The 22,164-nt window shown below is 66.0% G+C and carries 15 protein-coding genes; 8 read left to right on the top strand and 7 right to left on the bottom strand.

Features of this window, described 5'->3' with window-relative positions:
* Genes ACODS9_RS00460 through ACODS9_RS00430 form a run of 7 tightly spaced genes read right to left on the bottom strand, consistent with a single transcriptional unit; the run spans window position 1 to window position 8,298 of the window.
* Complete coding sequence (locus ACODS9_RS00460) at window positions 1–1,779, bottom strand: dipeptide ABC transporter ATP-binding protein (RefSeq protein WP_401105150.1); 1,779 nt, start codon at window positions 1,777–1,779, stop codon at window positions 1–3.
* Entirely contained in the window at window positions 1,776–2,603 is an 828-nt protein-coding gene (locus ACODS9_RS00455) for an ABC transporter permease (RefSeq protein WP_277503678.1), read from the bottom strand. The genes ACODS9_RS00460 and ACODS9_RS00455 overlap by 4 nt, the downstream gene beginning before the upstream one ends.
* Complete coding sequence (locus tag ACODS9_RS00450) at window positions 2,596–3,672, bottom strand: ABC transporter permease (protein WP_110699555.1); 1,077 nt, start codon at window positions 3,670–3,672, stop codon at window positions 2,596–2,598. The genes ACODS9_RS00455 and ACODS9_RS00450 overlap by 8 nt, the downstream gene beginning before the upstream one ends.
* Window positions 3,665–5,239, bottom strand: coding sequence for an ABC transporter substrate-binding protein (locus tag ACODS9_RS00445; RefSeq protein ID WP_489092982.1), 1,575 nt, complete (start codon window positions 5,237–5,239; stop codon window positions 3,665–3,667). The genes ACODS9_RS00450 and ACODS9_RS00445 overlap by 8 nt, the downstream gene beginning before the upstream one ends.
* Before the next feature lie 10 nt (window positions 5,240–5,249).
* Window positions 5,250–6,437, bottom strand: a complete 1,188-nt coding sequence (locus ACODS9_RS00440) for an LLM class flavin-dependent oxidoreductase (protein WP_401105146.1) — start codon at window positions 6,435–6,437, stop codon at window positions 5,250–5,252.
* A gap of 49 nt (window positions 6,438–6,486) precedes the next feature.
* Window positions 6,487–7,218 carry a class II aldolase/adducin family protein gene (locus ACODS9_RS00435; RefSeq protein WP_489092981.1) on the bottom strand — a complete coding sequence of 244 codons (732 nt, stop codon included), beginning with the start codon at window positions 7,216–7,218 and terminating at the stop codon, window positions 6,487–6,489.
* A gap of 18 nt (window positions 7,219–7,236) precedes the next feature.
* Entirely contained in the window at window positions 7,237–8,298 is a 1,062-nt protein-coding gene (locus ACODS9_RS00430; protein ID WP_489092980.1) for an ABC transporter substrate-binding protein, read from the bottom strand.
* A 317-nt stretch (window positions 8,299–8,615) separates the two neighbouring features.
* On the opposite strand from ACODS9_RS00430, the gene ACODS9_RS00425 reads away from it, so the two are divergent.
* The 8 genes from ACODS9_RS00425 to ACODS9_RS00390 all read left to right on the top strand — a co-directional run bounded on the left by ACODS9_RS00425 (window position 8,616) and on the right by ACODS9_RS00390 (window position 22,084).
* Window positions 8,616–9,848 (top strand): acyl-CoA dehydrogenase family protein, encoded by a 1,233-nt coding sequence (locus ACODS9_RS00425; protein WP_277503667.1) that lies wholly within the window; start codon window positions 8,616–8,618, stop codon window positions 9,846–9,848.
* Between the two features lie 92 nt (window positions 9,849–9,940).
* On the top strand, window positions 9,941–11,716 hold the full coding sequence (locus ACODS9_RS00420; RefSeq protein ID WP_489092979.1) for an ABC transporter ATP-binding protein: 1,776 nt from the start codon (window positions 9,941–9,943) through the stop codon (window positions 11,714–11,716).
* Window positions 11,709–13,559: an ABC transporter ATP-binding protein gene (locus tag ACODS9_RS00415; protein ID WP_489092978.1), complete on the top strand. Its 1,851-nt coding sequence runs from the start codon at window positions 11,709–11,711 to the stop codon at window positions 13,557–13,559. The genes ACODS9_RS00420 and ACODS9_RS00415 overlap by 8 nt, the downstream gene beginning before the upstream one ends.
* A gap of 273 nt (window positions 13,560–13,832) precedes the next feature.
* Window positions 13,833–14,981 carry an LLM class flavin-dependent oxidoreductase gene (locus ACODS9_RS00410; protein WP_367856265.1) on the top strand — a complete coding sequence of 383 codons (1,149 nt, stop codon included), beginning with the start codon at window positions 13,833–13,835 and terminating at the stop codon, window positions 14,979–14,981.
* 19 nt (window positions 14,982–15,000) lie between these two features.
* A complete protein-coding gene (locus tag ACODS9_RS00405; RefSeq protein ID WP_102683994.1) occupies window positions 15,001–16,065 on the top strand; it encodes an ABC transporter substrate-binding protein in 1,065 nt (354 codons plus the stop codon).
* Window positions 16,062–17,120 (top strand): ABC transporter substrate-binding protein, encoded by a 1,059-nt coding sequence (locus tag ACODS9_RS00400; protein ID WP_401105134.1) that lies wholly within the window; start codon window positions 16,062–16,064, stop codon window positions 17,118–17,120. Before ACODS9_RS00405 ends, ACODS9_RS00400 begins: the two co-directional genes overlap by 4 nt.
* 207 nt (window positions 17,121–17,327) lie before the next feature.
* Window positions 17,328–19,571 (top strand): TonB-dependent receptor, encoded by a 2,244-nt coding sequence (locus tag ACODS9_RS00395; RefSeq protein WP_401105132.1) that lies wholly within the window; start codon window positions 17,328–17,330, stop codon window positions 19,569–19,571.
* Window positions 19,572–19,636: 65 nt separating this feature from the next.
* Entirely contained in the window at window positions 19,637–22,084 is a 2,448-nt protein-coding gene (locus ACODS9_RS00390) for a TonB-dependent receptor plug domain-containing protein (protein ID WP_489092977.1), read from the top strand.
* The last annotated feature ends 80 nt before the right edge of the window (window positions 22,085–22,164 follow it).

Below are 22,164 nucleotides of genomic sequence, written 5' to 3'. Positions count from 1 at the left end.
TCAACCTGAAAGGCTAGGCGAATGCTCCACCAGCGTCCGGGTATAAGCATCAACCGGACGCCCAAGAACCTGATCAGCAGCCCCCTGCTCCACCACCCGTCCCTGGCGCAACACCAGCACCCGGTCGGCAATCGCCCGCACCACCCCAAGGTCATGGGTCACGAACAACACCGTCAGCCCCTCCCCCTGCAGTCGCTTCAGCAAGGCCAGAATCGACGCCTGCACCGACACATCCAGCGCCGAGGTAATCTCGTCACACACCAGCAACTTCGGCTCGCAGATCAACGCCCGGGCAATCGCCACCCGCTGGCGTTCACCACCGGACAAGCTATGCGGGAACATGTCCGCCACGCGCGCCGGTAGCGACACCCGCTCCAGCACGGCCTCGACCCGCTGACGCGCTTCACCGCCACGGACCCCGAAAAAGTGCGCCAAAGGGGCGCCGAGGGTTTGCCCTATCGTGTGCCTTGGGTTCAAGGCTCGATAGGGGTTCTGGAACACATACTGGATCTGGTGACGCAACCCGGCATCCCGTTCACGCGCTGCAAACGCCAAAGGTTTGCCGGCGTAGCTGAGTTGCCCCTGGACGTTTTCGCCCAGCCCGGCAATCGCCCTGGCCAGGCTGGTCTTCCCCGAACCCGACTCACCCACCAGCGCCAGGCACTCCCCTTGCCCCACCCGCAGGGAAACATCGAACAGCACCTGGCGATCGTAGGCGACATCCAGCCCCCGGACCTCCAGCAACACTGCCGCGCCCGGCGCAGCAACAGCCTCGACAGCCGCCTCACCGAGGGACAGCGGCTCTCTGTGCGGCACCAGGCACGCCACCCGATGCCCGCTGTCGTGCGCCAACAACGACGGCTCGATTACACAACACTCTGCACGACGCCTGCCGCAGCGCGGCGCAAACGCACAGCCATGCGTGCGCTGCCCCGGTGCCGGTGCGTGCCCGGCAATCGCCTGCAACGGCTGGCGCCGGGCAATGTCGGGAATGGCCGCGAGCAAGGCGCGGGTGTAGGGATGCAGGGGTGCGCCGAACAACGCCTCGCGCCCGGCCACTTCCACCAGTCGGCCCGCGTACATCACCATCACCCGGTCGACCAGGTCACGCACCACCGCCAGGTCATGGGTGACGTAAAGAGCCGCCACACCCTGGTCACGGCACAGCCGCTTGAGGGTCTGCAGCACATGGGCCTGGGTGGTCACGTCCAGTGCGGTGGTGGGCTCGTCGAGCACGATCAGGCGGGGGCGCAAGACAAAGGCCAGCGCCAGCATCACCCGCTGTTGCTGCCCGCCAGACAGTTGATGCGGGAACCGCCGCAGGAAGGCGTCGTCATCCGGCAGGCCAACATCCAGCAGGGTATCGCCGATGCGCTGGCGTGCTGCCTCACGCGACAGCGCAGGCTGGTGCGCCAACAGGGTTTCACGCAGCAAGGCCCCCAGGCGCAACGCCGGGTTCAGTGCCGTGGCCGGGTCCTGGGCCACGTAGCCGACCAGCCCCCCACGGGCCAGGCGCAGGGCCTCGCCTTCGAGTTCGAGCAGCGATTGCCCGGCCACCACCACTTGCCCGCCAACAATGCGCGCGCCCTGTCGGGCATGGCGCAACAATGCTGTGGCCAAGGTGGTCTTGCCCGAGCCGGACTCACCGACCAGGCCAACAATCTCCCCTGCCGCAAGGCTGAAGGACACCTCGGCCAGTACATCAATCTGCCCGGCCAGCTCTATCCGCAGGTCGTGGACCTGCAACACTTCACTCGCCACATTCAACAGCGCGCTCATGGCTGCTTCTCCCCAATCCGTGCACTGGCCCGGCCAATGCCTTCGGCAAGGATGTTGGTGCCATAGGCAAACACCCCGATCAGCAATGCAGGGGCCAGTACGGCCCAGGGCTGCACCAGCAGGCCGGCCTGGTTTTCATTGATCATCAAACCCCAATCCGCAGCCGGCGGCGCCACCCCGTAGCCCAGAAAACTCAAGCCGGACAGCATCCCCACCGCCCAGGTCAGCATGTTGCCGAAGTGCACCAACAGCGGCGTGAGGATGTTCGGCAGGATTTCATGAAAGAGGATGCGCCAACGCGGGTAACCCATCATCTGCGCCGCCTCGACATACTCCTGCCCGGCCACCGCCACGGCACTGCCCCGGGCCAGACGGACAACCCCAGGGATAAAGGCGATCGCCACGGTCAAAACGATCAGCCAAGGCGCCCGCCCGAGCATGGACACAATCAACAGCACCAGGATCAGGTCCGGAAACGCCAGCGATACATCGGCGGCCCAGCTGATTAGCTGATCCAGGCGCCTGCGCGAGAAGCCGGCCAACAGACCCAGGCTGCCGCCCACCAGCAATGCGAGGGTGGCTGCAGCCACCGACATCCACAGCACCGACAGGCCGCCGCTGAGCAAGCGTGAAAGCAAATCATGGCCCAGAAAATCGTGCCCCAGCGGTGCTCCCGCACCCGGGGGGCCGTACACCGGCCCGACCATCGCCGTGGGCGCGTGGGGTGCCAGCCAGGGGCCGAAAGCGGCCAGCAGCGCCACCAGCAAGGTGATCACGGCGCCCCGGCGTATCTGCGGGTCGGCCAGCCAACGGGAATCAGTCATGGGTGGCCTCCTGGGCAGGGGTGCTGCGCGCACGCCGCCACCATGGCCGAATGCCACGGCGGATACGGCGGATCATCCGTACCCGACGTGCGGTGCGCAGTTTGGGGGTAAGCAGCACGGTCAGCAGGTCGGCCAACAGGTTGATCAACACCACCGCCAAAGTGATGACCAGCACCACCGCCTGGATCATCGGCAGGTCGCGCATCTGGATCGCGGCGTTCAGCGCCGTGCCGATGCCCGGGTAGCTGAAGATCACTTCGGCCAGCAGCGCACCGCCGACCAACGTGCGCAAGGTCAGGGCCACGCCCTGGATCGCCGGGGTCAAGGCATTGGGCAAGGTATGCCGCCAAACGATTCGCCGCTCGGGGATGCCACGCAGGCGCGCGGCGATCACATACTCGGACTCCAGCGCCTCGATCATTGAAGCGCGCACCATGCGCGTGAGGTACGGCAGCGCAGACAGGCTCAGCGCCACTACCGGCAACACCAGCGACGGCCACTGCCGCCACAACGACAGTTGCGGGTCGAGGATCGACACCGCCGGCAGCCAGCCCATGCCCGGCATGGAAAACAGCAGCACCAGGCCGATGGCCAACAGGAAACCCGGCGTGGCCTTGAGCAGGATCAACGCCGACAGCCCCCAGCGGTCGAGCCGGCTGTCACGCCGTAGAGCCAGGCTTACCCCCAGCAGCAAGGCCAGCGGCACCACCAGCGCCAGCACCCCGGCCAGCAAGGCCAGGGTGTGTCCGAGGCGGCCGAACAGCAGCTGCGCCACCGGTACCTGGGAGTCCAGCGAGATGCCCAGGTCCCCGCGTAACAAGGCGCCGAGCCAACGCAGGTACTGCAGCAAAATCGGCTGGTCGAGGCCCAGTTGCCGCTGCAGGGTGAGGATGCTTTCCAGTGGCGCATCCGGGCCGAGAATCACCCGCGCCGGGTCCGAGGGCAGTGCCTGGGTGGCGATGAACACCACCAGGCTGATCACCCAGGCGGTCAGCAGCCCATAACCGAGGCGGCCGATGAACCAAGCCAGCCAGGCCGGCGTACGGGGGGTGTGGTGAGCGTCAGGCATTGGGGTTCAACCAGAGTTCGTCGAAGCGCCAGGAGGCGAAGGTGGTCTGTTCCGGGGTAAGCCCACCGACCTTGGCCGACGCGGCATCCAGCACGTCGGCAAAGCCCCAGATCAGCAACCCGCCACGTTCGTGCTGGATGACCTGGGCTTCATGCACCAAGGCCGTGCGCCGCGCCAGGTCGGGCTGGGCCAGGGCCTGCTGGAACAGCTCGGTAAAGCGTGGGTCGTGGAAGTTGCTGCGGTTATAGATGGCCTGCGGCGCATCGTTGTGCAGCGCCGAGGCGAGAAAGCCGCGGGCTGGGGTCGAGCCCGGCGACAATTGCCATTGCTCGCGTTGCGGGCCATTGAACACCGAGCCATCGACTTGGTTGACCTTCACCTGCACCCCAGCCTTCAGGGCCTGCTGGGCAAACACCAGCGCGGCGTTGACGCCAGGCCCAGATGTGGTGGTCAGCTCGACGCGCAGGTCACTTTGCCCGGCCTGGCGCAGCAGCGAACGGGCTTGGTCCAGGTCGTAGGGGCGCTGGGCAATGGCGTGGTTGTAGGTAGGGTCGTGAGGCGAATACAGGTCGTTGGCCACCCGGCCAAAACCATTCAAGCCACGCGCCACCAGCTCCTGGCGGTCGGCCAGCAGGCGGAACGCCTGGCGCACGCGCACATCCTGGAACGGCGCCTTGGCCAGGTTCAGGTTGAAACCGGTGAACGAGGTGGTTGGCGAGGCATACAGGCGCAGCCGTGGGTCAGCCTTGAGCAACGCACTGTGCTCGGCCTGTACACCGCTCGCCACGTCGATCTGCCCGGCGCGCAAGGCTGCGGCGCGCGACACCTGGTCCTTGAATTCGATGATTTCCAACTCGTCCGCATAGGGGCGATTGGGTTTGTAGTAATTTTCAAAGCGGGTGTAGAGCGAGCGCTGGCCGGGAATGAAGCTTTTCAGGCGGTACGGCCCGGCGCCGACCGGGTTGGTCACCGGATGGTAATCGGTAGGCACAATGCCGCCGAAACTGATCAGCGTCTCATCCAGTGGGTAGAAGCTTTGCCCCTGCTTGAAACGTATTTCGATGGTGCGCTCGTCCAGCTTGCGCAACGCCTGCCGGTCGATAGCGCCGACCAGCCCGGCGAATGGCGAGGCCAGTTGCGGGTCGGTCAGGCGCAGGATCGAGAACAGCATGTCGTCGGCAGTGATACTTTTGCCGTGGTGGAACTCCAGCCACGGCTTCAGGCGGATAGTCCAGGCACTGGCATCGGCATTCGGCTCTGCGAACTCGGCCAGCGCCAGGCGCGTGCTGACATCGGCGTTCCATTCCCAGAACTTGGCGTACAGCGCCCAGCCACGGATGATGCCGCCGCCTACCGGCTTGTGTGCATCGAGGTTACCGGCCTGGTCACCATCGATAATGCCCACCCGCAAGCGCCCGCCACGCACCGGCGTACCCGGTAGCAGCGCCGTGGCGGCTGCCGGCGCGCCGCTGTCGCAGCCGCTGAGCAGCCCGCCGCCGAGCAGCAGGCCGCCACCGACGGCCAGGCTGTTGCCGAGAAACACCCGGCGCGAAAACAGCTCGCTCATCACCCTCTCCTCACGCCGGTTGCGCCACGCCGGGCTTGCTGGCTGCGCCCAGGCGCGGCACTTCAAAGCCATGGTCCAGGTCCAGCAGCGGGAACAGCAGGTCAGCCACCCGGTGCGCCTCGTCAATCAGCGGGAAGCCGGACAGGATGAACGCCGAGGTGCCCTGCGCTTCGTACTCGCGGATGCGTTCGGCAACCTGTTCGGCGCTGCCGACCAGGTAAGTGCCGGCTGCAGGGCCAAGGATGTTGAAACCGAACAGGCTGGGGCCCAGCCAGACGTTGGGGTAGATCTCCAGCTCACGGGCGGTGGGCAGGCGCCCGGCGCGGATGCTGTCGAGGTTGCGCTGGATACGCGGGTCGTCGCTGACGTAGCTGTCGAAGGTTTGCCCGGGAGGCAACTGCCGTTCGATGGCCGCGCGCGCGGTGGCCAGCGAGGTCCGTTGCAAAAGGCGTTCTGCATGGGCCCAGGCTTCTTCCTCGGTCTCGCGCACGATCACCTGCAGACGGGTGCCGTAGGTCAGTTCACGGTCGATCTTCGCCGCCTCGGCTGCCACACGGCGGAACTTGTCGCCGAGCTTTTGCGGGGTGTCGGCGAAGCTCAGGTAAACATCGAGCAGTTGCACGGAGTGGGCCACACCCGGTGCCGAGGTGCCAGCCCCCCACAGCGGAATGCCGGGCTTTTGCTTTGGTGGATGCCAACCGCCCAGCGGGTGTTGGGCAGCGCCTGGCGAACGGGGTGAAAGCTTGACGTAGCGGCCATCGTAACCGGCGGTTTCACCGGCGTAGAAGCTTTGGAAGGCGCGCCAGTACTCCAGGCTGAAGTCGTAGCGTTCATCGTGCGGATAATGCACGCCCAGGGTGGCCAGGCCAGCGTCGTTGCCGTTGACCACGTTGAACAGCAGGCGGCCGTTGGAGAACTGGTCAAAGGTGAGCGCCCATTTGGCCAACACGGCTGGCGACAGCTCGCCCGGGTGTTGGGCGACCAGGAAGCGCAGGCGCTTGGTCGCGTCGATCAGCGCTGCCGACACGGCCAGGCTTTCATTGGGGCTGGAGCCGAGCAGCGAGCCGTAGAAACCCAGGCGGTCAGCGGCGATGGCCAGTTGCTTGAGGTGCTCGAAGTCGGTGTGCCAGCGCCCTTCTGGCTCCCAGGGGTGCGGGCCATCCGGCGTGGTGAGGTACCAGAGTATTTTTACTGCCATGGGGTGAATCCTTTTCTGGAAGGGGGCGCGCCGCGCCCCTGCGATCACATCAGCTACGCCGGTCAATACCCGGCACCAGGCCCAGTTCGGTAGCCCGCTCATACAACCCGCTCATTTTCCACTGCTGGGTCAGCACCCCCGGTCCATACGGCCGCGACCCACCCAAGGCATCGGCCAACAGTTGAATCTGCGCGCCCTCCTCCAGCAACAGGATGAACTCTGCCGTGGCCCGCAGCCCCTGCTTGCCCCATACCGTGGAGCCGCCATTGGCTTCCAGAATCGCCAGGTTGAACGGGTTTTCGGCGATCTTGTCGAGGATGAAGTCCACCTCGGCCTGGCGTCGGTCGATGTACACCGGCAGCTCGCGGGCCAGCTGGTAGCGCTGCACCGGCACATAGTGGAACGGCAAGGTACGGTGGGTTTGCGCCCAGGCCCCCAGGTACGGGCTGTGCACGTGTGACACGGTGGTGATGTCGGCGTGGGTCTGGAACAGCTTGGTGTAACGGCCCAGGCCACCTTTGCCCTTGCCGACGATGACGTTGCCGGAAAAGTCGGTCACCGTGGCCTGCAGCGGCTTGCGGTGGTGCCACGGGCCGCCGTAGTTGACCGCTACCAGCAGTTCCTCGCCGGGCACGCGTTCGATAAAACCAACCGTGCCATTGGCCGTGATGGTGTTGGTTTCGCGGAACACGCTGAAGGCCGCTTCGGCTTCGGCCACCACCTGGTCGATGAAGGCTTGTAGTTCGGCAGTGACGGGGCGTTCGTTGATCAGTACGGTCATGTTCAATCTCCAGTCAGGTCAGGCGCGGCGCTGGGCCAGCAGTTCATGGGCAGCTTGCAGGGGCCGCGGGTCGACCCAGTCGGCGATGGCGAAGTCGGCCTCGAGGAAGCCGTGCAGGTACAGGAAGTCCTTTTGCGTGCCAAGGAAGGCCAGGCGCTGCTCGGACAGGTCTGGCGCCAGTGTGGTGTGGAAGTCACCCCGGTAGGCCTGCGCCACGCCTTGGCTGCCGGCGCGGGTTTCTTCTTCGAGGATGCGGTTGAGCGCGTCGCGGTTGTTGGCCGCCCAATCTGCGGCACGCAAGGTCTGGGCAAGGAAGCGCACCACCAGCTCGAAGTGGTCGTCGAGCAAGCGCTGGTGCACGGTGATCGGTCGTGGCGTGCCGTTGTTGATACGGTGGCGCGGGTCGGTGAGCAGGTCGAGGTCGACGCCGACCACCAGGCCCAGCCGACGTGCCGCATCAGCCGCTGCCGCGCCCTTCACGTACACCGCATCGACTTCACCGCGCGCCAGGTACTCCAGCCCCGACCACAGCCGTTGCAGGCCCAGCTGCGGAGTCGCAGCGTTGGCCTGGTCGAGCAGGGCCACTTCCACCAGTTGCACATCACCCAGCTGCAGGCCAGCCGACGCCAGGGCGCCTTTGTAGCCGTGCAGGCTCATGGCCCGGGCGATGCTGCCGGGGCGGCTGTCGCCCCAGGCCGGCAGGGCCAGGCGCTTGCCGCGCAGGTCGGCGGCGCTGCGGATGCCGGAGTCCGGGCGGACCAGAATGGTTTGCCATTCTTCGATCCAGGTCAGGCCGATCAGCCGGCTGGGCGAGCCAGCAGCGCGTGCGGCCAACGCCGGTACGTTGCCGCCTTCGCGGAACAGCCCGGGCAGTTGGTGATCGTAGTGGTGATGGCCAAGCTGGCGGGCCTCCTGCAGGGTCGAGACCGGCAGGCCGTCGCGGGCGAACTCCTGCTCCAGCCAACCAAGCTTGTAAGCGATGCCAGAGGCGGTGGGCACCGGGCAGCGGGTGAACCAGATGCGCTCCAGGGCAGACAGGTCGTGGGCGGGGCGTATTGCGGTGGGGCTTGCGAGGGTCATGGGGTGGCTCCTTGGGCGTCGTGCAAGCACCATTGCAGTGTGCGTGCCAACCGCTGGAGGCCTTGATTTCATTGGCGTTGGATGTTTTGAAAGGGCGCTTACTGCTGGAGTGGGAGCAGGATTGCGGGTGGGGTGCTGCCAGATCAGCAGAGCGGCTGCTGCCCTGGCAACAAAAGGTTGCGCAAGCCGCGCAGCACGGGGCCTGAAGAGGGGTGGCAAAGATATTGCTCGAGGGCTTGATGCCGCGCTGTGGCCAATTGCGGGTTCACCCGCGAGACAGGCCCACTGGCCCCTTCAGACATAGCCGAGACCTCTCCATGAGTGCCATAGAACCCTCCCCCGCCCGCCGCCTCACCAGCGCAGCCGAAGCCCTCGAAACCGCCCGCCAGGTCGCTGCAAAAATCGCCGAGCTGGCCGCCGACCCGAGCAACAACGGCCAGCTCCCCCGCCGCCAGGCCGAGCTGTTGTCCAGCAGCGGCCTGACCGCCATCGCCGTGCCGGCCGAATTCGGCGGCCTGGGTGCCTCGGTGCAGACCGTGGTCGAAACCGTGCGCCTGGTGTCCACCGCCGATGGCGGCGTCGGCCAGTTGCTGCAGATTCACAATGTGATGCTGCGCGGTATCTTTACCGGCTACCCGGATGAAGTACGCGACCGGCTGATCGCCGATGTACTGGCCGGCAAGCGTTTCGGCAATGCCCTGGCCGAAGTCGGCGGCAAGAACAAGTTCGCCCTCAAGACCCGCGTCGAACGCAACGCCGATGGCCAGTGGGTGCTCAACGGCAGCAAGTTCTACTCCACCGGATCCTACCTGGCCGAGTGGATCTCGCTCACCGCCGCCAGCGAAGACGGCGGTGTTGGCGTGTTGCTGCACCGTGACACCCCCGGGCTGACCCTGGTCGATGACTGGCAAGCCTTCGGCCAGCAGAACTCGGTGAGCGGTACGGTGAATTTCGACAATATCGTGCTCGACGAGCGCTACCTGACCCGTCGCAGCGGGCCGATGAAGCGCACCGGCCTGACCTTCCCGCAGATCCTTCACGCGGCCATCGACACCGGCATCGCCGCTGGCGCCTTGCAGGCTGCCATCGCGTACCTGCGCGAGCATGCCCGCGCCTGGGTGGAGAGCGGCGTCGAGCGCGCCAGTGACGAGCCCCATGTGATCCGCCAGGTTGGCGAATATGCCGTGGCCCTGCGCGGTGCCGAGTCGGTGCTGCGCGAGGCCGCGCGGGTGTTTGACGATCACGAGCGCGACCCGGAAAACAAGGCCTTGCAAGATGAGCTGATTCTTTCGGTGGCCACCGCCCGCGCGCATTCCGATGCGGCGTCACTGAAGATTTCCAGCGACCTGTTCTCGCTGCTGGGAGCCAGCGCGTCGCTGAGCAAGTGGAACCTTGATCGCTTCTGGCGCAATGCCCGGGTACACACCACCCACGACCCGATCCGTTGGCGGCTGCACAACGTCGGCAACTACTACCTCAACGGGGCGGACCCTGGGGAGTACACCGCGGTGCTCAACGCCAAGGAAAACCAGGGCGCTACCCGCCGTTGAAACCAGGTTTGGGCGGGGGGTGCCTTGCGCCCCTGTCGCGACACAAGGCCGCTCCTGCAGGGGGCGGCGTCGCATTCTGATCGAGCATTTACATGAACCACCCTCTACTTCGGGCCTTGGCCATCTATCGCGAAATGCCTTGGCGCTTCGCCCTGGTCACAGCCTTGTACATGGCCGGCAATCTCGGCCTGGCCTGGCAACAGTGGCTGATCGGCCACGCGGTCGACGATGTCAGCGCCGGTCGCGCCGTGTCGCGCCTGGCTGATGGCAGCCTGGACGCCAGTATCGCCTGGCACTGGTTGTGGCTGCTGTTGGCCATCGCCTTGGGCCGCGGCCTGCTGCAATACGCCGCCGCCGTGCTGTCGCTGGTGCTCAGCCAGGCCCTGCTCACGCGCCTGCGCGAACGCATCCTCAACCAGGTGCAGCGCCTGCACCTTGGCTACCACTGGGGCCACGGCATGGGTGAACTGGTCACCCGCACCACCCGCGATGCCGACAAGGTGCGCGACGCATTGATCACCTTCTGGCGGCAGATCATCGAAACACCGCTGGTGGTGATCGCCGCCGTCGGCCTGTTGAGCTGGTACGACCCGCTGTTGGGCCTGGTGCCGTTGCTGCTGACCGGCGCCGGGCTGTGGCTGTTCGTGGTACAGACCGATCGCCTGGTAACCCTGGACCGTGCCGTGGGCGCCGCCTATGACCAGGTCAGCCAGGACCTGGCCGAAGGCATCGGCGGCGTACGGGTGATCAAGGCTTTCGGCCTGGAACGCCAGCGTATCGCCCGGTTCGCCAGCCAGGTCGAGGTGTTCACCCATCACGCCCGCGCTGCCCTCGCCTACGCCAGTTCGCGCATTCCGCTACCGCAGGCAGTGGTGGCGCTGGGGCATGTGTGGATCCTGGTCTACGGCGCCCATCGCGTGGCGGCTGATGCTCTGGGCATCGGCGAACTGGTCACCTCGCTGCTGGTGGCGACCACGTTGGTGTTCCGTATCGAAGGCATCGGCCGGGTGATGCAGACCTTCGCCGATGCCCGCGCCAGCGCCGAACGCATCTGGCAGTTGCTGGACGAACGCCCGGCTATCCTCGGCGGCCATGCCACGCTGCCTGCCGGGCCGCTGGGGCTGAAGCTGAACCAGGTGCAGGCCAGTGCAGCAGAGGCTGGTCGGCCTGTCTTGCAGGAATGCTCGCTGACCCTGCTACCCGGTGAGGTGGTGGCGCTGGTCGGCGCCACCGGTACCGGCAAGAGCCTGCTGGCCAGCCTGCTGCCGCGCCTTACCGACGTAGAGCACGGCAGCGTGCAGGTAGGCAGTGATGCCGGCGGTTGGCATGACGTGCGCAACCTGGACCTGATTGACCTGCGCCGCCGCGTTCACGTACTGCCGCAGGAAAGCTTCCTGTTCTCCGACAGCCTGGCCGCCAACCTGCGCCTGGCCGCGCCGCAAGCCAGCAACCCCCAGTTGCGCGAAGCCTTGCACCTGGCCGCCGCCGAGGATGTGCTGGCGCGCCTGCCCCACGGCCTGGATACGCCGCTGGGTGACCGTGGCGTTACCTTGTCTGGCGGCCAGCGCCAGCGCCTGTGCCTGGCCCGGGCGCTGCTTGGCGCACCCGACATCCTCTGCCTGGACGACGCCACCAGCGCCCTGGATGCCCTGGGCGAACGCCAGGTGCTGCACAACATCCGCCACCTGCACAGTGCCCACGGCCAAGGCCCGACCCTGCTCCTGATCACCAGCCGCCTCTCCACCCTGCTGCAGGCCGACCGCGTGCTGATGCTGGAAAACGGCCGTATCAGCGCCAGTGGCAGCCATGCCGAACTGAGCGCGAACAATGCCCATTACCGCGATTTACTGGGGGTCGACCATGACTGATGTGCAACACGCGCCCGCCAGCGATATCGACATCGAGCAGCGCCTGGCCCGCCAAGCACTGGACCGGGGTATGCTCCACCGCCTGCTGCCTCTGTTGCGGCCCATTCGTGGACAGATCCTGGCGGTGATCGGCATCGAGCTTCTGCTGGTGTTTACCGTGTTCCTGCGCCCCTGGTTCGTGCGCGAACTGCTGGACAAGGGCTTGGTACACAGTGCCGACCACTGGCTGCTCGACGAACGCCTGGTGCTGTGGCTGGGCCTTGGCCTGGCGGCGAGCTGGCTGGGACGCTTTCTGCTGGCCGGAGTATCGCAGTTCATTGCCGGGCGCGCGGCGATCGGCGTGCTCAACAACCTGCGGGTCAAGGTGTTCGCCCATGTGCAGGCATTGTCGGTGAACTACTTCGACCAGACCCGTGCCGGGCGGATCATTTCCCGCGTTGACCGTGATGTCGATGCACTGGAGCCACTGCTGGTGCAAGGCCCACCAGAACTGCTGGGCGCCCTGCTGCGCTGCGGGTTAGCTGCGCTGATGCTGTGGCGCATAGAGCCCAGTTTCTTCTACAGCCTGGCCGCCACTGTACCGTTGCTGGCCGTAGCCACCTGGCGCTTCAAGCGGGTGTCGCAGCGCAACTGGGCCAAGGTGGCGGAGCAACGCAGCCGCTTCACCGCGCATCTGGTGGAAAGCGTAAGCGGGGTGCGGCTGATCCAGCAATGCGGGCAAGCGCAGATCAACCAGGCGCGCTACCGGCGGCTGCTGGAAGACTTCAACCAGGCGCTGATCCGGGGCAGCCTGCGCGCTGGCTGGTTCGCCCCGTTCACCGCGTTGCTCAGCACCGCCGGCATGGCCGTGCTGTTGCTGGTCGGCGCCCATGGCCTGGCCGAGGGCAAGGTCAGCGTTGGCCAAGTGGCAGAGAGCCTGTTCTACGTGTTTCTGTTCCTCGGCCCGCTGCAGGAGTTGTCGGACCTGTTCGAGCGCTATGCCACCGGTAGTGCCTCGGCCCAGCGCATCTTCCTGTTGCTCGACACACGCCCGCAGGTACTCGACCCACCTGCGCCACAAGCGCTGGCCAGGGCACATGGCCAGGTGGACTTCGAAGAGGTCGGTTTTGCCTATCTGCCAAACAGCCCACGACCAGTGATTGACCGGCTCGACCTGCATATTCGCGCTGGTGAAGTGATAGCCATCGTCGGCCCCTCGGGGCATGGCAAAAGCACCTTGGTACAGCTGCTGACGCGCTTCTACGAAGTGCAGGACGGCGCCGTGAAGCTGGATGGCATCGACCTGCGTGCCCTGGCCCAGCATGACGTGCGGCGCAACGTGGGCGTGGTGCTGCAGGACAACGTGCTGTTCAGCGGTAGCATCCTCGACAACCTGCGCCTGGCCTCGCCAGCTGCCAGTGATGCGCAGCTGATTGCCGCGGCCCGCGAGCTGGGCGCCGACGAAGTGCTGGAGCGCCTGCCGCAGCGCTACCATACCGAAGTCGGCCCGCTGGGCACGCACCTGAGCCATGGCCAGCGCCAGTTGGTGTGCCTGGTGCGGGCTTACCTCGCCGACCCGGCGGTGCTGGTGCTGGACGAAGCCACCTCGGCGGTGGACGTGCACACCGAACGGCGCATCCAGCGCGCCGTGCGCCGGCTGTGCCAGGGGCGCACGGCGATCATCATTGCCCACCGGTTGGCGACTATTCGTGATGCTGACCGGATTGCCGTGGTGAAGCATGGGCGGGTGGTGGAGCAAGGGGCGCATGCCGAACTGATCGGGCGCGGGGGTGCCTATGCGGCGCTCCATGACGCGTATCTGCGCAGTGCCGGGGAGGTTGTAGCCCAGAAAATCGAGGCCTGACTTGCCGGCCTCTTCGCGGGGCAAGCCCGCTCCCACAGATATGGCGCTGGACTTACTGACCGCGCCGGACCTGTGGGAGCGGGCTTGCCCTGCGAAGAGGCCGGACCTGTTCATGCTGCTGTCCCAGCATCCACTGCTGCCCGATTGCTGCCACAGCAGCACCCCTCTCCCCGTCTGCTCCACAAATCCCCGCCCCACAGGCCCTGCGCCACGCATGGCACAGCCGTTGCACCACCCTCCTGACTCGCACACCCTCCCCCTTCAGGAGTCCCCATGACCACCGAATTCTTCTGGCGCCTGCCCTTGGGTACCGACGGCCCGCAGCTGTCCACCGACCGCCACAACCGTGGCAACCCTGTACACCGCGCCGGCAATATCGCCCCCGGCCGCCTGCCCGATGGCCAGGCCGACGGTTTTACCTACATCGACTACATCGCCCAGGTGGCCAAAGCCGCCGAGCTGGCCGGCTTCGAGGGCGCGCTGCTGCCCACCGGCCCGGAGCCTTGGATCGCCGCCGCCGCGCTCGCCCGCGAAACCCGGCGCATCCGCTTCCTGATCGCTTTCCAGGCCACCTGGACTCTGCCAGCCTATGCCGCCCAGCAGGCGGCAATCCTGCAGAACCTCAGCGGCGGCCGACTGGACTGGAACATCATCACCGGCGGTAACCCGGCCAGCCAACGCGCCAATGGCGATTTCCTGGAACATGACCTGCGCTACAAGCGCACCGGCGAATTCCTCGACGTGATCCAGGGCCTGTGGGCGCAGGACAAGTTCTCCTACGATGGCGACATCTACCGCCTGGAAAACGGCAGCCTGCCGCCAGGCCTGCAGCACGAACGCAAACCGGGCGTGTATTTCTCCGGATTTTCCGATGCCGCGCTGGAGGTGGCCGCGCGCCATGCCGACGTATACCTGAACTGGGCCGAGCCGATCGACAAGCTCAAGCCGCATCTCGAACGGGTGCGCGAGCTGGCCGACAAGCAAGGGCGCACGGTGCGCTTCGGCCTGCGCGTCGACCTGTTCGCCCGCGAAACCGAGGAGCAGGCGTGGCGCGAGCTGCGTCAGCAGTTCGAACGCCTGGAAGGCAAAGCCAGCGCCAGCGCCAAGGGTTTCGTGACCGGTTCGGACTCTGTGGGCGGCGCGCGGCAGGCGGCCTATCACCAAGGCTTGCAGGGCTTCGACGAGCTGGTGCTGGCGCGCAACCTGTGGGCCGGCTTTGCCAAGGCCAAGCCTGGCCCTACCGTAGGCCTGGTGGGCAGCCACCAGCACATCGCCGAACGCCTGGCCGAATACCGCGATGCCGGCTTCAGCACCTTCATCCTCGCCGCCAACCCACACCTGGAAGAGGCCCTGCGCATCGGCCAGGAAGTGCTGCCGCTGGTGCAACAGGCGACCACTCCCCCTTTGCAGGCCAGCGCCTGATCCCGACCGGAGCCCGAACATGAGCCAACCCCTCGAAACCCTGTGGTACACCCGCTGTCCGGTGCCCACCGGCCTGGGCATTGCCGTGCAGCAAGGCTGGCTGCAAGACGACCTGGCCAGCCTGGGCACCCAGGTGCAATCGCTGCGCGAAGCCGACCAGCAGGCGGTGCGCGAATCGCACTTCGACCACAGCCTGCTCAACTCGGTGCGCCATGGCGGCAGCATCCCGGCCATCTGGGCCCGCGCCCAGGGCCGCGAAACCCGCGTGATCGGCCTGTCGTGGGCCGATGAGGCGCAGTTGATCCTGACCCGGCCAGACAGCGGCATCCACAGCGTGAAAGACCTCAAGGGCCGGCGCTTCGGGCTGCCTGACTGGGCTGCCGCGCAGATCGACTTCACCCGTGCCCAGGCCCTGCGCGGGCTGGAAAACGCCTTGAAGCTCGAAGGGCTGCAAGTGGGCGACGTGGCGCTGGTCAACTACCGATACGACGGCACCTTCAGCGACCGCCCAGTGCGCAACGTGGCCGGCACACCGGTGTCCAGTACCCAGAGCGAAGGCCGCAACCTGGAACTGGCTGGCCTGCTGCGCGGCGAAGTGGACGCCATCTTCCTCAAGGGTGCCAGCGCCGTGCAACTGGCCCACGCCTTTGCCCTGCACACGGTGATCGATACCGGCAGCCACCCCGACCCACTGATCCGCAGCAACAACGGCACGCCGCGCACCCTGGCGGTGGACAGTCACCTGCTGACGCAGCACCCGCACGTGGTACGCACCCTGCTCGGTTCGGTGCTGCGCGCCGAGCGCTGGGCACACCAGCACCCGGATGAAACCCGCCGCTACCTGGCGCGAGAAACCAACAGCAGCGAGTACTGGGTGCAAGTGGCCTACGGCAATGACGCCCACCTGCGCCTGAGCACTCGCCTGGACGAGCAGGCCATCGTCGCCTTGCAGGATTTTGTCGAGTTCCTCGCACGCTGGCGCTTCATTCCGGCGCGCTTCGAGGTGCGCGACTGGATCGCCCGCCAACCCCTGGATCAGTTGCTGGCCCCCACTCCCATGGACAGGAAACCCGTTACCCCATGACCAAGCCCCTGGAAACCCTCTGGTACACCCACAGCCCGGTGCCCACCGGTCTCGGCATTGCCGTGCAGTCGGGGCGCCTGGCCAAGGCCTTTGCGCCATTCGGCACCAATATCCAGTCGCTGCGCGAGTCCAGCGAACGCGAGGTGCGCGAGGCCCACTACGACCACCACCTGCAGAACTCGGTGCGCCATGGCGGCAACATCCCGGCGATCTGGGCCTACGCCAACGGCGTCGAAACCCGCGTGTTGGGGCTTTCGTGGAGCGATGAGGTGCAGTTGATCCTCACCACCGAAGAAAGCGGTGTTCGCAGCATCCGCGACTTGAAGAACCGCCGCTTCGGCTTGCCCAAGTGGGCCAATGTGCAGATCGACTTCACCCGTGCCCAAGCCCTGCGCGGGCTGGAAAACGCCCTGAAGCTCGAAGGCCTGGCGGTGGCCGATGTGGAGCTGGTCGACTACCCCTACGGCGGCACCTACAGCGACGATGCCAAGCAGCACCTGTATGGCGCCGAAGTGAGCCTGGACACCAGCCGCTTCAGCCGCCGCAACAACGAGCTTATCGGCCTGCTGCGTGGCGACATCGACGCCATCTTCCTCAAGGGCGCCCATGCGGTACACCTGGCCCATGAGTTCGGCCTGCGCGTGGTGGTGGATACCGGCAGCCACCCCGACCCACTGATCCGCAGCAACAACGGTACGCCGCGCACGCTGACCGTCGACCGGCACTTGCTGGAGAACCACTTCGAGGCCAGCCGCACGCTGGTCGACACGGTGCTGCGCACCGAGCAATGGGCCTGGGCCAACCCCGAAGAGACTCGGCGCTTTCTGGCGCGTGAACTGAACACCAGCGAGTACTGGGTAGCGGCGGCCTATGGCGACGATGCGCACCGGCGGTTGCGTACGACGCTGGACAGCCGCTCGATCGAGGCGCTGCAGGACTTTACCGAATTCCTTTTCAGGTGGGGGTTCATCCCTCGGCGCTTCGATGTGCGGGAGTGGATTGATTTTCGCGTGCTGGAGAATGTGATCGGCTCGACTTCGCGCTTGGCCGTTTAAGACGCTGGGGCTGCTGCGCAGCAGCCCCAGGCATTTCTGCCACCCCATTGCTGCCCCAGCAGCACCCGCCCAGCACCCCACTGCTGCCCAACCTGCAAGAGCCTCCAATAACAGGCGTTAAATCCTTGTAAGTCAATTGGTTAACAATGTGGCACAGTCCCTGCTCTAGCCCTCCCCAACAACGTTTTACATACGGGGAGATCCACCATGCACCAACGTCAACCACTCGCCCGCCAGATCAGCCTTGCGCTGCTGCTGGCCGGCACCGGCACCCAGGCCATCGCCGCCAACGAAGACAAAAAGAACGAACCGGCCCTGGAAACCGTCACCGTCACCGCCCAGCACCGCGAACAGACTTTGCAGGAAGTCCCGGTCGCCGTGTCGGCCATCAAGGGCACCAGCATCACTGCCGACGGCGTGCGCGCGATGGGCGACATCACCACCTTCGTGCCCAACGCCTCGGCCAAGAACCCCGACGGCGACGGTCGCCCGCGCTGGTACATCCGCGGCCTGGGCACCGGCGACACTGGCGCGGCAACGGTCTACCCGGTGGGCATCTACGCCGATGACGTGTACCTCAACGCGCCCATCGCCGGTGGTGGGCCGCTGTTCGACCTGGAACGCATCGAAATCCTGCGTGGCCCGCAAGGCACCCTGTATGGCAAGAACACCACGGCCGGCGCGGTCAACGTGATCTCGAAAAAGCCGACCTTCGACACCGACGGCTACGGCACGGTCGGCTTCGGTACCAAGAACGAGCGCATTGTCACCGGTGCCATCGGTGGTGCGCTTGTGGATGAGAAATTGGCTGGGCGGGTAGCGCTGTACTCCGAGGAGCGCGACGGTTTCCAGAACAACGACTTCGATGGCAACACTTACGGCGATGTGAACAAGAAGGCCATCCGCCTGCAGTTCCTGGCCCAGCTCAACCCCGACCTGGACGCACTGCTCAAGCTGCACAGCCGCCAGTTCAAGGGCGACGGCAGCAACGGCTCGCTACCGGTGGGCCGCTACTACAACGTCGGCTACGAACGCCCGCACGGGCGCGACATCTCGTTGAACGTCAATGAAGACTATCGCCTGGACCACGACGGCGCCTCGCTGACCTTCAACTGGTACCTGGGCGACTACACCTTGACCTCGATCAGTGCCTACGACTACATCCGCAACCGCTCCACCAGCGATGCCGACTACACCCCCTACGAGGTCAACGGCGCGGCCATCACCGACAACAGCTACCGCCAGTGGTCGCAGGAGCTGCGCCTGGCCTCGCCGGAAGACCGCCCACTGCACTGGCTGGTGGGCACCCACTACTTCCATGAAGACCTGGACAGCTCTGCGCAGCGTATCGTCACCCCGGGGCCGACCCCCAACGGTACCGGCTCAAACCAGGTGGGCACCACCGCGTTCCGCGACCTGGGTTACGACCACCGCACCGACAGCTACGCCCTGTTCGGCAACCTGACCTACGACTTCACCGATGACTTCAGCGTCACCGGCGGCCTGCGCTGGACTCAGGAGAAAAAGGACATCGACCTGGACCTGGTGCAGCAGACCCGTGCCACGGCCAGTGGCCCGCTGATCCCATTGGCTGGAGCAGGCACCAACGGCAACCGCCAGGAAGACAAGACCTGGGAAGCCTGGACTTACGACCTGACGCCTGAATACCGCATCAACGACAACCTGCGGGTGTTCTTCCGCTACGCCCATGGCTTCCGCTCGGGCGGTTTCAACACCGGGCTGTCGACCAGCCTGGCGCAGTTGACCACGGTCGACCCGGAAAAGCTGGACGCCTACGAACTGGGGCTGAAGTCGGAGTGGTTCGACCGCCGCCTCACGGTCAACGCGAACATCTTCTACTACGACTACTCCGACATCCAGGTGAACCTGCTGACGGTGAACAACGGCGTGCTCACCACCGCTCTGACCAACGGTGCCAAGGGCAAGGTCAAGGGCGCGGAACTTGAGATCGAGGGCCAGCCGACCGATCGCCTGCACCTGCGCGCGGCGTTATCGTTCCTGGACACCGAGTACACCGACTTCAAGAACACCAACCCCACCACCGGCGCAGTGACCGGCGACTACAGCGGCAACAGCTTCGTGCGTTCGCCGCGCAACGTGGTGTCGCTGGGGGCGGACTACACCATCCCGCTGGAAGTGGGCGGCAAGCTGGTGGCCGGCGGCGACGTGAGCTTCCGTGACAAAGAGTACTTCCTGGCCGACCGTCAGAGCAGCGCCGACGCCACCCTCAGCCAACCCCACTACACCCTGGCCAACGCACGCCTGAGCTGGTTCAGCCATGACGACAAGCTGAGCGTGACTGGCTTCGTCAACAACCTCACCGACCGCCGCTACCAGGTGCATGGCCGGCCCAACGGCACCGCCGGGCAGTACGTGATCACCTACGGTGACCCGCGCACCGTCGGGCTCAGCGTTACCAGCCGCTTCTGATTATCAGGCCATTGGGCTGCTGTGCAGCAGCCCCAATGCATCACGCTGCATAAAAGGATTACTCCATGCCCCATCCAACCGCCTTGGCCAGCGCCATCGCCCTGGCCATCGCCGGCCTTGCCGTGCCCGCATTCGCCGCCGAACCCTCCGCCCGCCTCGACACCGTTGTCGTGGTCGGCACCCATCGCAGCGACGTCACCGCCCTGCAAAGCGCCGCCCCGGTCGATGTTCTGAGCGGTGAAAAACTCCAGCAAACCGGTGCCAGCGACCTGTCCGCCGCGCTCACCGCGCTGTCGCCCTCATTCAGCTTCCCACAGTCGCCGCAAGGTGCGTTTGCCGGCTCCATCGCCCAGGGCGCCTCGCTGCGCGGCCTGGCTTCGGACCAGGTCCTGGTGCTGGTCAACGGCAAACGCCGCCATACCAGCGCCAACGTCACCCGCCAGGGCCTGGTCAACGCCCGGGGCGCGGCAGCGGTGGATCTTAGCCTGATCCCGCTGTCGGCCATCGAACGGGTGGAAATCCTGCGCGATGGCGCCGCCGCTCAGTACGGCTCGGATGCCATCGCCGGGGTGATCAACATCGTGCTCAAGGAGCGCGACGAAGGCGGCAACGCCGGCTACCGCTTCGGCGGCTACAAGAAAGGCGACGGCCTGCAGCGCAAACTCAGCGGCTGGAAGGGCTTTGCCCTGCCCAACGACGGCTTCCTGACCCTGGCCTTCGACGCCGGCAGCCAGGACCCCGCCAGCGATACCCGTGACGACAACCGCCTCTTCTACCCCGGTTCCACCAGCATCGACACACCGCGCGAGCAGAACAACCGCTACCGCAACTGGCGCTGGGGCTCGGGCAATGTCTCGGACCAGTACAACTTCACCGCCAATGCCGAAATGGGCTTGAGCGAGGGTTTGAGCGCCTATGGTTTCGCGACCTACGCGCACAAGAACACCGACGCCGAGAACTTCTTCGACCCACCGACCACCCTGCGCAGCAACTATGGCAGCGTAGCCCTGGCGCGCTACCCAGACGGCCGCCTGCCAGTCACCCGCTACGGCCTGGAAGACTATGCCGTCACCGGTGGCCTGCGCCTTGAAAACGACACCCTGGGCAACTTCGACCTGGCACTGAACTACGGTAACAACCGCGTCGACTCCACCGACCGCAACGCCATAAACCCCAGCTGGGGCACCACCAGCCCGTCGACCATCTACACCGGCCGCCGCGAAGCAGACCAGACCAACCTGACCCTGGACTGGACCCGCGACTTCGCCAACGACTGGCTGTTCAAGCCATTGACCGTGTCCGCGGGGCTGGCCTGGCGCCAGGAAAACTACGACCTCAGCGAGGGCGATGCTGCCGGCTGGTCCAACGGGCCGCTGTTCAACATGATCGACCCGATCACGGGCCGACGCATTCCTGGTTACTACTCGGGGATCACCCAGGTCGATGCGGTGTCGCTGGACCGCCGCGTGATCGGCGCCTACTTCGATGTCGAAGCCCAGCTGACCGAGAAATTCCAGGCCGGTGTGGCGGTGCGCAGCGAACATTACTCGGACTTTGGCGACACCACCAACGGCAAGCTGTCGCTGCGTTACGACTTCACCCCGCAAATTGCCGCGCGGGCCAGCGCCAGCACCGGTTACCGCGCGCCCTCGCTGGTGCAGAGCGGGTTGTCGTCATTCAGCGTGCAGGTGGTGGAGCAGCCGCCGGGCAGTGGCAACTGGGTCGAGGTGCAGCAGCGCACCCTGCGCGCCGACAGCCCGGAAGCAGCCTTGGTGGGCGGCAAGGCACTGAAGCCGGAAGAGTCGACCAACTTCTCCGTGGGCCTGGTCTGGCAGCCACTGCCTAACGCCTCGGTCACACTCGACGCCTACCGCATCGACATCGACAATCGCATCACCCTGTCCGACCAGTTGCCCGCGTCGGTGGTCGGCCCGATCTTCGCCGGCACGCCCTACGCCAACATCCAGAGCGCGGCGTTCTACACCAACATCGCCGACACCCGCACCGACGGCTTCGAGCTGGCCGGGCATTACCAGCTGGACGTGGGCCGCTGGGGGCGTGTGGACTTCAATGGCGGCTATGCACGCAACAACACCCGCATCACCGGCCTGGGCGACGTGGGCAACATCCCCGGCAACCAGATCATCGGCCGCAACACCCAGGGCCTGATCGAAGACGGCACACCCAAGGACAAGCTGACCCTCAGCGCCAACTGGCTGTATGACGGCTGGAGCGTCACCGTGGCCCAGCGCCGGTATGGCGAGTGGCAGAACCGCAACGCCGCCAACCCCGCCCTGGACCAGACCTTCAGCCCGCAGTGGGTAACCGACCTGGACGTGTCGTACCACTTCGACCTGGGCCTGACCTTGTCGGCGGGCGCGATCAACCTGTTCGACAGCCACCCGGACAAGCTTGAGGGCGCGCAGCTATATGGCGTGCCGAAATACTCCATTACCAGCCCGGAGGGGGCGCAGGGGGCGTTCTACTACACCAGTGTGAGTTACGATTTCTGATCTGAAACCGAGTGGGCGACTTCTCGGGCAAACCCGCGAAGCGCCAACGCCGATGCTGCTGACCGACTGCTGCTGCAGCA

The sequence above is a fragment of the Pseudomonas sp. FG36 genome, assembly GCF_057809275.1.
This window is presented reverse-complemented; position numbering and strand designations above follow the sequence as displayed.